Source organism: Candidatus Nitrohelix vancouverensis (assembly GCA_015698305.1).
GTDB classification, from domain to species: Bacteria; Nitrospinota; Nitrospinia; order Nitrospinales; family VA-1; genus Nitrohelix; species Nitrohelix vancouverensis.
Genome location: CP048620.1, coordinates 1,257,291 through 1,272,478 on the forward strand (window position 1 = coordinate 1,257,291; position 15,188 = coordinate 1,272,478).

General features: G+C 52.6%; 11 protein-coding genes. 6 read left to right on the top strand and 5 right to left on the bottom strand.

Annotated elements, in window-relative coordinates:
• The first annotated feature begins 108 nt into the window (after positions 1-108).
• Positions 109-1,314: a hypothetical protein gene (locus G3M78_05980; protein QPJ64957.1), complete on the top strand. Its 1,206-nt coding sequence runs from the start codon at positions 109-111 to the stop codon at positions 1,312-1,314.
• Here the strand turns inward: G3M78_05980 and G3M78_05985 are convergent.
• The gene (locus G3M78_05985; GenBank protein ID QPJ64958.1) at positions 1,283-2,893 is read right to left on the bottom strand and encodes a peptide ABC transporter substrate-binding protein; all 1,611 of its coding nucleotides are present in this window, start codon (positions 2,891-2,893) and stop codon (positions 1,283-1,285) included. The genes G3M78_05980 and G3M78_05985 overlap by 32 nt on opposite strands.
• Before the next feature lie 169 nt (positions 2,894-3,062).
• Here G3M78_05985 and G3M78_05990 point away from each other — a divergent pair, with 169 nt between their 5' ends.
• Positions 3,063-3,737, top strand: coding sequence for a hypothetical protein (locus G3M78_05990; GenBank protein ID QPJ64959.1), 675 nt, complete (start codon positions 3,063-3,065; stop codon positions 3,735-3,737).
• 2 nt (positions 3,738-3,739) lie between these two features.
• Complete coding sequence (locus G3M78_05995) at positions 3,740-5,212, top strand: hypothetical protein (GenBank protein QPJ64960.1); 1,473 nt, start codon at positions 3,740-3,742, stop codon at positions 5,210-5,212.
• A gap of 46 nt (positions 5,213-5,258) precedes the next feature.
• On the opposite strand, the gene G3M78_06000 is transcribed toward G3M78_05995, so the two are convergent.
• Together G3M78_06000 and G3M78_06005 are read right to left on the bottom strand one after the other, a co-directional pair.
• On the bottom strand, positions 5,259-5,615 hold the full coding sequence (locus G3M78_06000) for a cytochrome c (protein QPJ64961.1): 357 nt from the start codon (positions 5,613-5,615) through the stop codon (positions 5,259-5,261).
• A gap of 3 nt (positions 5,616-5,618) precedes the next feature.
• A complete protein-coding gene (locus G3M78_06005; protein ID QPJ64962.1) occupies positions 5,619-8,315 on the bottom strand; it encodes a hypothetical protein in 2,697 nt (898 codons plus the stop codon).
• A 317-nt stretch (positions 8,316-8,632) separates the two neighbouring features.
• Between G3M78_06005 and G3M78_06010 the strand changes: the two genes are divergently transcribed.
• Entirely contained in the window at positions 8,633-10,870 is a 2,238-nt protein-coding gene (locus tag G3M78_06010; protein ID QPJ64963.1) for an NADP-dependent isocitrate dehydrogenase, read from the top strand.
• Between the two features lie 205 nt (positions 10,871-11,075).
• Positions 11,076-12,011 carry a malate dehydrogenase gene (gene mdh, locus G3M78_06015; protein QPJ64964.1) on the top strand — a complete coding sequence of 312 codons (936 nt, stop codon included), beginning with the start codon at positions 11,076-11,078 and terminating at the stop codon, positions 12,009-12,011.
• Between the two features lie 48 nt (positions 12,012-12,059).
• Here mdh and G3M78_06020 read toward each other — a convergent pair whose 3' ends face one another.
• Positions 12,060-13,118 (bottom strand): hypothetical protein, encoded by a 1,059-nt coding sequence (locus tag G3M78_06020; protein ID QPJ64965.1) that lies wholly within the window; start codon positions 13,116-13,118, stop codon positions 12,060-12,062.
• A gap of 5 nt (positions 13,119-13,123) precedes the next feature.
• Positions 13,124-13,561: an arsenate reductase ArsC gene (locus G3M78_06025; protein QPJ64966.1), complete on the bottom strand. Its 438-nt coding sequence runs from the start codon at positions 13,559-13,561 to the stop codon at positions 13,124-13,126.
• 120 nt (positions 13,562-13,681) lie between these two features.
• Here G3M78_06025 and G3M78_06030 point away from each other — a divergent pair, with 120 nt between their 5' ends.
• On the top strand, positions 13,682-15,145 hold the full coding sequence (locus G3M78_06030; GenBank protein ID QPJ64967.1) for a transglutaminase domain-containing protein: 1,464 nt from the start codon (positions 13,682-13,684) through the stop codon (positions 15,143-15,145).
• Positions 15,146-15,188: the final 43 nt, after the last annotated feature.

Here is a 15,188-nt window from a genome sequence, read left to right on the forward strand (position 1 = left end):
AGGTGTAATTCTATTGATTTTTCTGCGTAAATGTTTTACATATATTACTGAATTATTTGATGCCTAACGATTTTTACTCCTCAATTAATTGGGACTGTGTTATTAGCTATGACAGAGAAATTGCCGCAAACCGGAGACGTTTGGGAAAATAATTTGGCGCGCGCCGTCGCCATTTTCGAAGACCACGACAGTTTTTTATTTGGAGGAGACATTGATCCCGATTCGGTCGGGTCGATGATGTCGCTTTCATTATATCTGGTCAAGATTGGCAAGCGCGCCGGTATTTTGATTTCTGAGAATCTGGGCGACAACCTCGATTACTTCGAAAAGATCATCGCTTATAATGGCATTGAAGTTCTGCGCAATGTCGAGGATATCAAGAAATCGGGTTCCTCCTATGAGGCGCTGGTTTTCTGCGATACGGCTAATACCAAGCTGGTTCCTTTTTTTGCAGAGCTGTCCGAACATGTCCTGCCTCAAAATCCCATCATAGTCGAAATAGACCATCACTTCGGCGCCGACAGCGAGCAGATTCGGGAAGATAGCGCTCATCTCTTCCGCGAGGCCAACGCCAACACCGAGATCATTGGCGAATTATTGAATAAATTGAAAAGTCGTAATCCTTCCTTTCCAGCTCCCTTTGAGCAGAGAAATATCTTGCTGGGGTTGATTACCGGTTTGCTGGGCGATACGGTGGGCGGTCGGGTGGTTCATTATCGGAAAGATTTTGATTCCTGGCTGGAAATTCTGGGCGGAGCGCTGGAAAAAAATACTCGTCTGCGTAGCGCAACGCCGGATCGGCCTGGCGACACCAAGTGGTCCAAATTTTCCAGTCCGAAAGAAATCCTGCAATATCTGGACAAGCTGACGGATGAACAGCAAAAATGTCTGGATCGAATGGAGTCGAGAATTTCCATTCAGGACGGCCTGGGCGTTTTAAATATTTTGAACTCGACCTATGGCGAAGTTGCGGATTGTTGCCGGGAATACAATTCGGACTGGTTCTCTGAATTGTTGGCGACCCTGGTCAATCTGGTTCCTGAAAAATCGGGCAAGGTGGGAGCTGTTGTGTTCAACGGCAAGAACGCCGAGGGCGCGGATTGCATCTTCATGAAATTTCGTCGGGCGGTGGATTACGACGGTTTTGACCTTCGCACGGCTGAAGATTTGATACGCTCCACATTCAACAGCCATTATATGGGCGGCGGCGGTCATGCCGGGGCGGTATCCTTTCGCGTGTCCCCTCATGACGAATCTCAGTTCCTGGCATCCTTCCAGAAAATCACCGACTTTGTGCATTCGAATTTGAAGTAACGCTTCGATTTCCCTCCAGATAGATTCTCTTGATGTACAGCAGTTCCATCGCGTTCATTTCAAACCCCTTGACGTAAGGCCTGACCAGCAGATTCATTGCCGAAGTGAACAGCGGAATCATGGCCGCTTCGGACTCCGTCAGAATGCGTTGCGCTTCGTCGTAAATTTCCAGTCGTTGTTTTGGGTCGGTGACGGCGGAACCTTGCGCCACCAGCGCGTCGTAAGGCGGATGGCTCCATTGCATGCGGTTGTTGCCGCTGGTGGAAATGAACAGGTTCATGAAATTGTCGGGGTCGGGGAAATCGGCGCCCCAACCAAGGCGGAACATGGCGGGCGGATCGGTCTGCAAGCGATTCAAAAAAACCTTCCATTCCTGACTGTCGAATTCGATCTCTATATTCAAATGTTGTTTCCACTGCGCCTGCAGAAACTCTCCGATCAGGCGATGAATGTCTCCGGTGTTGTACATGGCGGCGACCTTCGGGAAGCCCTGTCCATCGGGGAATCCCGCCTCAGCCAGCAGGCGTCGCGCCAGTTCAGGATTAAAGTGAGCGCCGATTTCCGGGTTGTGACCGAACATTCCTTTGGGAATCCAGGACGCCGAAGGCGCTTCGCCTCCCTTGAGAATGAGCGGAATTTTTGAACGGTCAATGGAATGCGCCAGCGCTCTGCGAACGCGCGCGTCGTCGAAGGGTTTTTTTAGCGCGTTGAAGCCGTAATAATAGCCTCTCAGTTGCGGCATGTTCTGGTACTCCGGGCTGTTCTTGTAATGCTCGATCGCCACCGGAGCCAGTTCGATCATGTCCAGTTCCCCCGTTTCGTAGAGCGTCAGCGCGGTGGTGGGTTCTTCCACAACGTAGAGGTCGACGCGGTCGATCCGGGGCGGCGAATCGTAATATCCCGGGTTGGCGCGCAGGACGAGTTTGTATTCATGATGCCACTCGGAGAGTAAAAAAGGACCGTTGGTGACGATATGCTTCGGGTCGGTCCAGCGGTCGCCGTAGCGCTCGACGATATCCCGGCGCTGGGGAAAGGTGACCATGAAAGTGGTGATGCTGGGGAAATAGACGGCGGGTTTTTTGAGTTTCACTTCCAGCAATTGAGGGCCGAGCGCGCGCACCCCGACTTTTGAAGCGTCTTTGATTCTGCCCGCGTTGTATTCCTCGGCGTTTTCCAGATCGAACAGGAAGTAAGCGTATTGAGCCGCAGTCGCCGGGTTGAGCAGGCGTTTCCAGGCGTATTCGAAATCTTCCGCCGTCACCGCCTTGCCGTCGCTCCAGAAAACGTCGTCGCGCAGATAAAAAAGAATCGTCTTGTTGTCTTTGGAAAGTTCCCAGCGTTTCGCGATCGCCGGTTGCGGTTCCAGTTGCGCGTTGTACTGCGTCAGTCCCTCCATGATATTGGTCAGAACATTGAACGAAATGCTGTCGGTGGCCAGCGTCCAGTCGAGAGTCGGCGGTTCGGCGCGGAGCGCCAGTCGAAAGGCCGGTTCCTCCTTCACATTTTCAGGAGTGCAGGAGGCGACAAACAGGCAGAAAAGGATCAGGATCGCAGTGCGGGACAGGGCTTGCCGTTTCATCTCCACAGCATAGCATGCGCCCTGGCCTGCGGAGGAAGGGAAATGACCGGAAAAATTGGCTGCGGGAAGCGCAGGAGAATCGTCGGGCTTGGCAGGGGGAACTGTTTTCCCGCTTTACATTTTGCCCAGCAACGATACAATGGCTCTTTTACCCAAATACGAAATTAATATGTCAGACGATTTATCCTATATCCGCAAGTGGTTGCGGCGGGGTTTGAGCAAGGACCGCAAGGTTCTGGATCTTTCCAACCGAAAAATAAATAACGAAATCTGCGTCGAACTGGTCGAAAATCTTCAGGTCGAAGGGCTGGAAGTTCTATACCTCCATTCAAACAACATCAAAGATGAAGGAATGGAAGAGTTGGCGGAATGGGAATTGTTCGCCTCTCTGCGCGAGCTTTGGTTCTATGAGAACCGCATCGGCGACGACGGCGTGAAGGCTTTGGCGCAGTCTGCCAATGTGACCCGTTTGCGCTACCTGAGTCTCTATACGAATCGCATTGGCGACGCCGGAGCGATTGCGCTGGCAGAGTCTGAGAGCCTGCGACGTCTGGAGACGCTGGATTTGTCGTTCAACCGCATCGGCGACGCCGGGGCGATTGCGCTGGCAGAGTCGGAACATTTGTCGAAACTGAAAATTCTGCATCTGGATTCCAACCGCATTGGCGCGGCGGGTCTGGAAGCGCTGGCGCAAGCCAGGGGGCTGGAAAGTCTCGAAGAATTGCACGTCATGTATAACAAATTAGAACCGGATGCCTTGAAACTCCTGCGCGAGTCGCCTCGCTTGCAGAAGTTGAGCACGGTCAAAGCGGATCTCTACCCGGAAATCCCCGAGGGTTATTGAATATGGAAGTTAGCGAACGCGATTTGTATCTCGTCCGATTGATACGGGATAAGATAGACCGAAGCACCGGTTTGCTTGATCTGAGTTACGAACGTCTGGGCGATGCGGGATTGTCTTTTCTGGTCAAATGCAAGGACATGAGTCGCGTGCGGCATTTGGTTCTCAGCTGGAATGAGCTGACCTGCAAGGGCATGGAAATTCTGGCGCAAGGTTCCACCGTATCCAATATCGTGCATTTGATTTTAGACGCGAACCGGATCGGCGACCGCGGAGCGATCGCCTTGGCCAATTCAACTCAATTGCCCAATCTGCAAACGCTCAGCATGACCAGCAACCGCGTGGGCGACGACGGCGCGTTGCATCTGATCAAATCCTCTTCTTTAAAACAATTGAACCGGCTGTCGTTTGAAATGAACCGGGTCGGTTGCAATGAAATCACTAAATTCCCTGATGGCGCGGCGAATACCTCCCTGCGCGTATTGAATCTGCGCAAGAATGAAATCGGCGACGCTACGATAGCGCAATGGATGCAAGCCGGAGCCTTCGCTCCTTTCAAGGAAATCAATCTGGGCTGGAACCAGATTGGCGATGCGGGGGCGCGCAGTCTGGCGCAATCTCCGACTCTGTCCAACGTGGAGCGTTTGTTTCTCGATTCGAATTCCATCGCCGATGAAGGCGCCAAAGCGATCGCGCAATCCAGGCATCTGAAAAGCCTTGTCGACCTGTATATGCGCGACAACAATTTCGGGCGCGCTTCGGAAAGCATCCTGCTCGATCTGCATGTGCGCATTCTGATCAAAGACCATTTCAAGAATGGCGAACTGAACCTGAACGACCAGGTTCTGGGCTACAAGGGCATCGTCGCTCTGGCGCGGTCCGAACGCCTGCAGGATGTCGAATTCCTGCAGATGCGGAATACGGGGCTGGACCACCGCAGCGTCTCGGCGCTCATCGCCTCGCCGCACCTGAAAAATTTACGACGCCTGAACCTCATGAGCAACGGCCTGCGCAACAAGGGCGCTCTGTGTCTTGCGGAATGCAAAACCCTGACGGGATTGAAGACGCTGAATCTGGAAAATAACGGCGTCACGCATTTGGGCGCTTTGGCTTTGAGCCGCGCGGGTATGACGGGACTGGAAGAACTGAATCTGAGCGCCAACGACATCAACGATAAAGGCGTCGCGTACCTGTCCGGTTCTGGCGACTTCAAGAATTTGAAGACGCTCAAGCTGATGGATACCTTCATGACCGACCGGGGGATGGTTGCCCTTTCAGAATCAAATTCGCTCCCGGGGCTGGAGAATCTCTTTCTCAACGGCAATCTGATCACGCGACGTGGCTTCAACGCGCTGGAAAGCAAACAATGGACGGGACGCCTGAAAACGCTCGATCTGCGTCGTAACAAACTGAATTACGAAGACCAGCTCTACCTTGCCGATTCGCACTACGAGGCGATGGATTCGTTGCGCTTCTAGAATCCACTTCGATGCTCCCGACTCGTTCCAGAGTCGGCGCTTCTTTTCATTCCTTCATTTCCATCAATCGAATTCTGATATAACTTGCGAGGGCTTGAATTTCCGTTTCAGTCAGAACGGATTTCCAGGGCATCATTGCGGTTCCCTTGCGTCCGTTTTGGATGGATTCCAGAATGCGTTGCCGGGTCAATTCCTTACGCGAGGTTTCAGTGAGAAAGTTGCGCGGCGGCGGCGATAGCGCATTGGCGGCAAAGGTCAGCCCATCGCCCTGCTCGCCGTGACAGACCTTGCAATGTTTCGAAAACAGCCGCTGGCCCTGTTCCAACTCCGTTTCCGCCAGCGCAGGTGATTGCAGGAACAGAACCGCCGTCAGGCTCAGGACGAGTCGTGCGAGCCGGGGCATCGCCTACAAATCCTCCAAAGATTTATGGAGCAAGCCCTGAATGACGCTTTCCTTGATCCGCAATATGAAGTTAGGGCGCGCGACTTTTCCGCCAAAATGCGAGATGTAAAAAATATCGATGCCGCGCCCGCCTTGCGTGGAAACGATGGCGCGATGAATCTGGATATTGAACTGACCAAAGCGGCGCACGATTTTATAGAGCATGCCCATGTGATCGCGCGCCTCCACCCGAACGATGCTGTAAGGCTCGTCGACGGGATTTTCGATCTGAATTTTGGGTACGATGCCCATTTCAGGAGCTTTTTTTTCGACGAAACGGGTTCGGTTTTTTAACAGGTCGGGCAGATTGACGCGTTTTGAAATCAAATTGTCCAAATCTTTTTCGATTCGACTCCAGATGTTTGGCTGGTTCCTCAGGTACTCAGAATCTTCTACCAGCGTGGAAATGAAAACCCGGCCGTTCAGGCTCGGCAAAATGCGCGCGCCGAGAATATTCATGCTCTTCGAGGTCAAGGCTCCGATGAGGTTTTCAAAGGCCCCGTCCATCGACTCGCACAGGAGGGTGATCTGGTGGTAGGCGCCTTCCGCGTTGGGGTAGTGATCGAAAACGAAGGATTGCGATTCGAGCGAGCGCCCCAGGCGCATGTGCAGGGCGACTTCCACCGAATTGCAGGTCGCCAGATAGTCATCCGGCATCTGCCGCAGATGCTCTTCAATTTGCGAGGCCGTGAACTCCCAGTTCAAATCGCGATAGACCTCGTCGCGCGTGGCCTGCGGCTGTTGTTGTAGCGAAGCCGGGTCTTTCAGATAAGCCTGGGCGCGGTGGTACAGCTCCGCAAGGAGTACGTTTTTGTAAGAGGTCCAGGCGCTCGGCGCCACGGCGCGAAGCTCGCAATAGCTGAACAGGAACAGCATGTCCAGCCGTTCGGGCGACCCCATTTTCTGAGCGAAACGTTGCACCACTGCGGGCTGATGGATGTCTTGATGCAGGGCCGTCTCGATCATTTCAAACTGATTGTTGAGCAAAAAGCGCACGCGGTCCCAGTCTTCAAAAGGCAGAAGGTCTTTCAATTCCCCGCGAGATTGCTCCAGACCGGCCCGATCCGGAAGTTTGGACTGATGGGCAAACTGCAAGAGGAACGCCATTTTCAAGGGCACCTTGTCTTCCAGCCGCGCTGAAATTTTCGCCAGCAGGTTGAGGTGCTTCAATTGTTGAGAACCCAACTCCTCCAGAAACCCGACTTTGCGCATGGAATGCTCGTCGGCGGTGAAATGGTGGTAGAAGTCATAGCTCACCATACAGACGGATTGACCGAATTCAGGCAGGAGTTTTGCCAAAGCCCCGGTTTCATGCAGGGACCTTAAATGTTTTTCCGCCTGATCGCTTTTGAGCGCCTGGACAAGCAGACGTTGCGCGACGCCTTCCTGAAACTGCTCGTCCTCCATGTTTTCGATTTCAAGACGAATCAGACGTTTGAGTTGCGTTTCCGGTTCCAGATCATTATGAATCAATAACTCGAAGGCTCGAAAGACCAGGCTCTTTTTTTTGCGCTTGGCGCGGCCCAGTTCGTCCCGTCTGTAGGAGAGGGTGTCGCCGGAAGAAAGAAAGCCGTCGCCCAGTGATTTCTGGGTCAAAGAATGGATCACCTTGCGAATGGCGCGTTTCGGCGCCAGGCATTGTTGAAAAATCGAGTCTGAAATATTCTGGATATTGGTGGCGTGCAGGTAATAGTCGCGCATGAAAGTTTCGACGGAGGTCTGCTCCCGGTCGCTGGAATAACCGAGGTTCAGTGCGATTTTTTTTTGCAGGGCGTGGGAGAGCGTATCGCTTTTGCGCTTCTTTATATAGTGCAGTTCGTTGCGCACCCGGAAGATAAAGTTCAGGGAACTGTCCAGAGAATCCAGTTCTTGCGGAGTCACCACATCCTCTCTGCCGATTTCCCGGAGCGACACACAGCCAAACCGCGCCGCCGCCGCCCACAGCGCCGAATGGTAATCGCGCAAGCCGCCGGGACCTTCCTTGATATTTGGCTCGGGGTAGGCCGTCACCGTTTCGTGCGAGATCAGGTTGACGTTGCCCGGCGTGCGGGCCTTGGCTTCGAGGAATCCCTTGATGTTCTTGTTCAGTACATTTTTGAGGAAGGAGCGACGAAACAGATCGTAGCGCGCACGGTCGCCGATCAGGTAGCGCGTATCGATCATCGAGGTTTTGATGGTGATGTCCTCCTCCGCCAGACTGATGCAGTCTTTGATCGTTCGGCAACTCTGTCCGATTTCGAGACCGACGCCCCAGAAGATGGAAGTCACGTCCTGAATGAACTGGTCGGTGGATTTGAGGATATTCTTTGGACGCAGGAACAGCAGGTCAATGTCCGAGGCCGGATTCATCTCGCCGCGACCGTAGCCGCCCACAGCGATCAGGGCGAATTCCTTGAGTATGGGGAAGCGCGCGTAGCTTTCATTGGAGGCCAGCGAGGTGATGATATGTCGCAAGGCTTCGTCGATGAGTCCGGTATGAGCTTGAATCACTTCGCGTCCGCCCGCGCCGCGCCGATGCCACACGAGGATTTTTTCGTGTTCCTCTTTGAGCAGGCCTTTGAACTTCTTGAAAAACTCGTTGCGCTGTCTGAGGTCGGTGGAGATATCCCCAGCCCGCGAAAAATCAATGCCGAATTGATAATGGCTGATCGAATGAGTCATGAAGTCAAATAGGAATCATAGAGGCGACCTGCGGCGGACAGGATGCGCAAAATCAAACATGATGTGAGCGGAAATGATAAAGCCGACAGCATACATCAAAGCGCCCCTTCTGGCAATCGCGATGCCCTTTAAATCTCTTCAATTATCACAATCAGTTACCCTGAATTTACTTGACAATATGCGCAAAAATCATTTAATTTAGCCAATTCGTTTTGCAATATAATCATGCATATTTTGAAAAATTAAAAAAATTGAAAGTGAGATTTTTTTGGTCTTTTTAAATATGTCTTATTAAGGATATTTTTTAGGGAAAACATATGTCAGACAAGTTAGATATCATTTACACCAAGGTTGATGAAGCTCCAGAACTCGCAAGTGGTTCGTTCCTCCCCATTATTCAGTCGTTTACCAAAGTCGCCGGTCTTAACGTGGGCACCAAGGATATTTCCCTCGCAGGACGTATCATTTCGCAGTTTCCGGAGCGATTGACGGCAGAGCAGAAACAGGAAGATGATTTGGCTGTGCTGGGCGAACTCGTGAAGACGCCTGATGCAAACGTGATCAAACTGCCGAACATCAGCGCCTCGATTCCTCAGTTGCAAGCGGCGATCAATGAGCTTAAGGGACAGGGCTACGACCTGCCTGATTACCCGGAAAGCCCCAAGAACGACGAAGAAAAAGAGATCAAAGCCAAATACGATAAGGTCAAGGGAAGCGCGGTGAATCCGGTCCTGCGACAAGGCAATTCGGACCGCAGAGCTTCCACTTCAGTCAAGAATTACGCCAAGAACAACCCTCACAAAATGGGCAAATGGTCGAAAGATTCCAAAACCCATGTCGTGAACATGCCGAGCGGCGATTTTCGTTCCAATGAAAAGTCGATCACGATCACCGATGCGATGGCTGGTAACGGCCGCATTGAGTTTGTTGGCGACGACGGATCAACCACCGTATTGAAAGATAAAGTCGCTTTTGACAAAGGCGACGTGGTGGACGCAACCGCTATGAGTTGCAAAGCTCTGCGCCAGTTCTTCAAGGAGCAGATCGAGGCGTGCAAAAAGGAAGGCGTTCTGCTCTCCCTGCACATGAAAGCCACGATGATGAAGGTTTCCGACCCGATCATTTTTGGGCATGCGGTCACCGTTTTCTTTGAAGACGTGTTCACCAAACATGCGGCTACTTTTAAAGAGCTGGGCGTCATCCCGAACAATGGTCTCGGCGACGTCTACGCTAAAATTGCAAATCTGCCCGCTGACAAGAAAGCTGAAATCGAAGCGGATATCCAGACCTGCATTAAAAACGGTCCGGAACTGGCGATGGTGGATTCCGACAAGGGCATCACCAATCTGCACGTTCCCAGCGATATCATCATCGACGCTTCCATGGCGGCGGCGATCCGCACTTCTGGAAAGATGTGGGGACCGGACGGCAAAGAGCATGACACCAAGGCAATGATCCCGGATGGCAGTTACGCGGGCATCTATCAGTCTGCGATTGATTTCTGTCGCGAGAATGGCGAGTTCGACCCGACCACCATGGGCACCGTTCCTAACGTTGGTTTGATGGCTCAGAAAGCGGAAGAATACGGTTCTCACGACAAAACCTTTGAAGCGGCTGGCAACGGCGTGATTCGAGTGATCGACGGCGCTGGTAAGACGATGCTGGAGCATAAGGTGGAAACTGGCGATATCTGGAGAAGTTGCTCGGTTAAGGATATCCCGATTCAGGATTGGGTCAAACTGGCGGTCAATCGCGCGCGCGCATCGGCCACCCCGGTTGTTTTCTGGCTCGACAAGAACCGTGCGCATGACGCGCAGATCATTGAAAAAGTAAATCTTTACCTGAAAGATCACGACACCTCCGGTTTGGACATCGATATCATGGCTCCGGTGGATGCGATGAAACACGCGCTTCAGCGCGCGAAGGAAGGCAAAGACACCATCTCCGCAACCGGAAACGTTCTGCGAGACTATTTGACCGACTTGTTCCCGATTCTTGAATTGGGCACCAGCGCAAAAATGCTCTCCATTGTTCCTTTGATTAACGGCGGCGGGTTGTTCGAGACTGGAGCCGGCGGTTCGGCTCCGAAACACGTTCAGCAATTTGTCAAAGAAGGTCATCTGAGATGGGAGTCGCTCGGCGAGTTCCTCGCGCTGTCTGAATCGCTTGCCCATGTCGGCAAAACTAAAGGCAACGCGAAAGCGCAAGTCCTGGCCGACACACTGGATCGGGCCACGGGCAAATTGATGGAGAATAAGAAATCGCCTGGTCGCGAAGTCGGCGAACTGGACAACGCGGGCACCCATGTTTTTGAGGCTCTTTACTGGGCGCAAGAACTGGCGGCTCAGGATGACGATGCGGATATGAAAGCAAAATTCGCTCCCGTCGCCAAGGCGCTTGAAGAAAAGCTGGATGTGATCATCGGCGAACTGAAAGCGGCTAAAGGTCAACCCAAGGACATTGGCGGTTATTATCGACCCGATCCGACGAAAGTCAGCGCGGCGATGCGACCCAGCACAACGTTCAATGCGATTCTGGACAGTCTGGGGAAATAGTCGGGTTGTTGCGTTACGATTCAAGGGGGGGATAATTTATCCCCCCCTTTTTTTTTGAAATAAGAACCGAAGGTTTGTTTCTCCGTTATCTGTAGCAAGGCGGCGGATTTTAGTTGGAAGCAAGCTAATTAAAAATTGCAGTAGGAACTAACAGGATGCAACCTTTTCCTTACAGGGTTGCGTTTCATTGAGGCGGGTCAGACTCATGCGAAAAAAAATCACTGTTGTAGGCGCCGGACAGGTAGGCACTACAGTCACTCAACTGCTGGCTTATAAAAATCTTGGCGACGTGGTATTGATCGATATTATCGAAGGCGTGCCGCAAGGCAAGGCTCTGGATCTTCAAGAGTCGGGTTGTTTGCAGGTTTTCGACAGTATCGTTAAAGGCACGAATGACTACAAAGACACGGCGAATTCCGACGTGGTGGTCATCACCGCCGGGCTTCCGAGAAAGCCGGGCCAGAGTCGTACAGACTTGTTGGCCATCAACGCAAATATTGTAAAAAGCGTGACGGAAGAGATCATGAAGTATTCTTCCAATCCCTTGATCATTGTGGTGTCCAATCCTTTGGACGCTATGGTTTATATCGCAAAAAAAGTTTCCGGCCTTCCCAAAAACCGGGTCATGGGCATGGCGGGCGTGCTGGATGCGGCGCGTTTTCGCACCTTTATTTCTCTGGAACTCGATTGTTCTCTGGTCGACGTCGATGCGATGGTTCTTGGCGGACACGGCGATTCGATGGTTCCCATGCCGCGTTATTCAACGGTTTCGGGCATTTCCATCACGGATATGATGACTCAGGAACAAATCGACCGCTTGGTCGATCGAACCCGTAAAGGCGGCGCGGAAATCGTGGGCCTTCTCAAAAAGGGTTCCGCGTTTCTGGCTCCTGGCGCGTCGGTTGCAAAAATGGTGGAAGCAGTTTTGCTGGATGAGCGCCGGATTTTGCCTTGTACGGTTTATCTGGACGGCGAGTATGGCTGGAGTAATATTTTCTTTGGCGTACCGGTCAAACTGGGGATGTCTGGAATCGAGGAGATCATCGAATTGAAATTAACGCCTGAAGAGAAAGCGGCTGTGGATAAATCTGCCGAAGACGTTAAAGAAATGATCGACGAGGTTGATAAAATTCTAGGTTGATGTTGCTCGCCCCGGCCCAAAGGACCGGGGCATTTTTTTTCCGGCGGTTCAGCGTTTGATATCAAAGCGGTCAAAGGCGTAAGTCCCCGGCGTCTTGCCATCGCAATCCAAACGAATTTCTTTCCAGAAATCCTTGCGCGGTTTCCATCGCGGATTGCCGTCCCCCTCATCCGTGCAGACCTGATAGGTCGTCCCTTCAATTTTTTCCTTCGTGATTTCCAGAATAATAAAGTGGTTCATCAGAGCGCGTTTAGCCAGCGCTTGAAAGACCTCCGGCGGCGCGCTCCGTTCGGGGTGACCCTGCATGTCGGCAAAGGGTTTGAAGGTGGCTCCGCCTCCGCCGCTGACGATATGCATTGCGCCGACGCCCTGCGGGTAGACCGGCGCGTTTTCTTTATGAGCGATCAGCGAATCACCCTGCAGGCTCAAAGGGTGAAAACGCTCGTAAGAGTGTTGATGACCGGATAGAACCAGGTCGGCGGCAAGCGCCCCAATCTGCTTCAGTTCTTTTTCCTGTTTGTCGAGGAACCAGGCGGTGGTGAGAGCCGGTTCGTGATGAGCGAGGATCACCCATTGCCCCTTCGCTCGCGCTCGATCGATATGCGGTTTTAGCCAGGCCTCCGGGTTCTCCCAGGGGTAGCCGTCGATCAGGCCGAACAGAACCGGGCCTATCGACAACAGGCCTTCGCGCTCTCTTGGCGCATTGCGTTCCAGACTGTCGCCCATCGCGGCGATGTCTTTCCAGCATCCGGAAGCCTTGGGCTTCCATTTGTGCGGGTCCAGATCGTTGTCGCCGGCGACGAACAAACGCTCAGGAAAAGGGTCGACCAGCGTTTCTTTAATTTCTTTGATGTATTTGGAATCGCAGGTCGAGGGGAACAGATCGGGTTGATAAGCGAAATCTCCAAGGTGAATCAGCAGGTCCGGTTTCTGCTCGACCATCGCCTTTTGAACGGCGACGAATCCGGGGTGATAGGCCCGCTCGCCAATGCCGGTGTCGCCGACGATGGCGACTTTCAGCCGGTCCGTTTCGGCGAAGCTTTGGCTCGCGCCGCCCGACAGCAAAAGAACGCAGCAGATCCCAATCGAAAATTTTAATAACTTCATCACGGTCATTTCTCCAACGCTTCAGGCAGGGTTTCTATATAAGATCGTATTTCATCGCGCACGCGGCGAAAATGCGCCAGAGCTTCCTCTTCGCTTTGCGCCGACTGCGCCAACTGCGGCGGGTCGTCAAAACCCTGATGCGTGATTCGCGCCCCGCCGGGAAAGACCGGGCAGGTTTCGTGCGCGTGACTGCATACGGTGACGACGTGATCAAATTTGATCTGCAGAAAATCGTCCATCGTCTGTGATCGTTGAGCGGAGATATCCACTCCCGCTTCCGCCATCACCTGAACGGCGCGCGGGTTCAGTCCCTTCGCTTCGAGACCGGCGGAATGCGCTTCCAGTCGGTCGCTTTTCAGGTGACGCGCCCAGCCTTCCGCCATCTGGCTTCGGCAGGAGTTGCCGGTGCAGAGAAAAAGAATTTTTGGTTTTGAAGTCGGCATTGTATCCTCTAACAAACGTTGATGCGGCAGAATGGGTATTTCAAAATGGAATTTTGAAAGGATTCGAGCGTTTTTGGTCGCAACGTTGTCATTGTATCGCAAGGCAAAGGGAACTCATAAATGATTTGGAACAGAAAACAGCGCGTGTTGATAGCAGGTCTCCTCGGCTGTTTTATTTTGTTTTTAGGCGGGGCCAGCGCGGCTCCGACCGCCGATTCGCTGGATGATCACTGGCTGGGAATTTATTTTCAGGGAAAAAAAGTCGGCTTCACACATGTGCGCGAGCAAAAGCAGGCGGACGGCGCTTCGATGTATTCCAAATCCTATGTGCGCTTTGTTTCGGAAGGAGTCGACCAGACCACGATATTCACTCAGGAAACGCGCCTCGATTCAAAAGGCAGTCTTGCGGGATTTTATTTGTTACAGGAAATCATGGGCGCGCGACAGGAAATCCATGCGGAAGTCGTCAATGGACGTTTGGAGTATCGCGTGCAGGGCGAAGGTTTTGATCGAACAAAATCAATCAGCATGGAGCCCGAATTCTTTGTTTCCGCTAATTATTTGCAAAAAATTGCAGAGGACGGACTGATTCCTGGCCGCAAGGGGACGGTTTCCCTGTTCATGGAATCGTTCCAGATGTTGCAGACGCTGGAATATGAAATCCTGCGCCGCGAGGATTTGTTGTTTGATGACGAGAACCATAAAGCCTTCGTCGTGCGCCAGCGTATGGGCGGCATGGAAAGTCAGATATGGATCACGCCTGACGGAAAAGTATTGAAGGAGACCACTCCCAATCAGTTCGTGTCCGTTGTGGAAACCGAGGAGCAGGCGCTGGACATGGCGGGCGAACCGGTTTCTGTCAGCAGTCTCATCACCCTCAGTCTGGTCAAGCCGCGTCGGCCCATTGTCGATCCATTCAGTAAATTTTCAGCGCGTTATGAGATCAGCGGTTTGCGTCGCAAAAACCTGATTCCCGAAGATCAGCGGCAAACAATAGTCAGGCAGACCGAGGTGGAGGCGGAAGATTTTGTTTATCAACTGCGAGTGATCTCCGAGTCGGCTTCCGGGCCGCGCTCCAGTCCGGGTTTTCCGATTGAGGATGCAAGCTTGCAGATTTATCTGGAGGATACGGTCAAAGTGCAGTCTCGACACGGCATGATTCGGGCCTTGGCGAAGGAATTGATCGCCGACGAGGACGGCGCCTGGGAGGCGGCGCAGGCAATCAATGCCTGGGTTTACAATAATCTGGAGAAAACCCTGTCTGATTCCGCATCGGCGCTGGACGCTCTGCGTACGCGCAAGGGGGAATGCCAGTCGCACACCTACCTGTTCACGGCCATAGCGCGCGCCGCAGGAATCCCCACGCGGATGGCCAACGGCCTGGTTTATTCGGAGAAATACGGCGGTTTCCTGTACCACGCCTGGCCGGAAGTGTATGTCGGAGAATGGCGAGCTCTGGACCCGACAATGGGACAAAACCGGGTGGATGCGACGCATCTTAAATTGTCTCTGGAAGAGGGAAATACCTCGTTTCACCTGATGGAATTCATCGGAAAAGTAAAAATAGAACCTATTGAAAAGTAAGGTTTTATTTCTCCACCAGTTTTTCACCTGATAAAATAGCGGG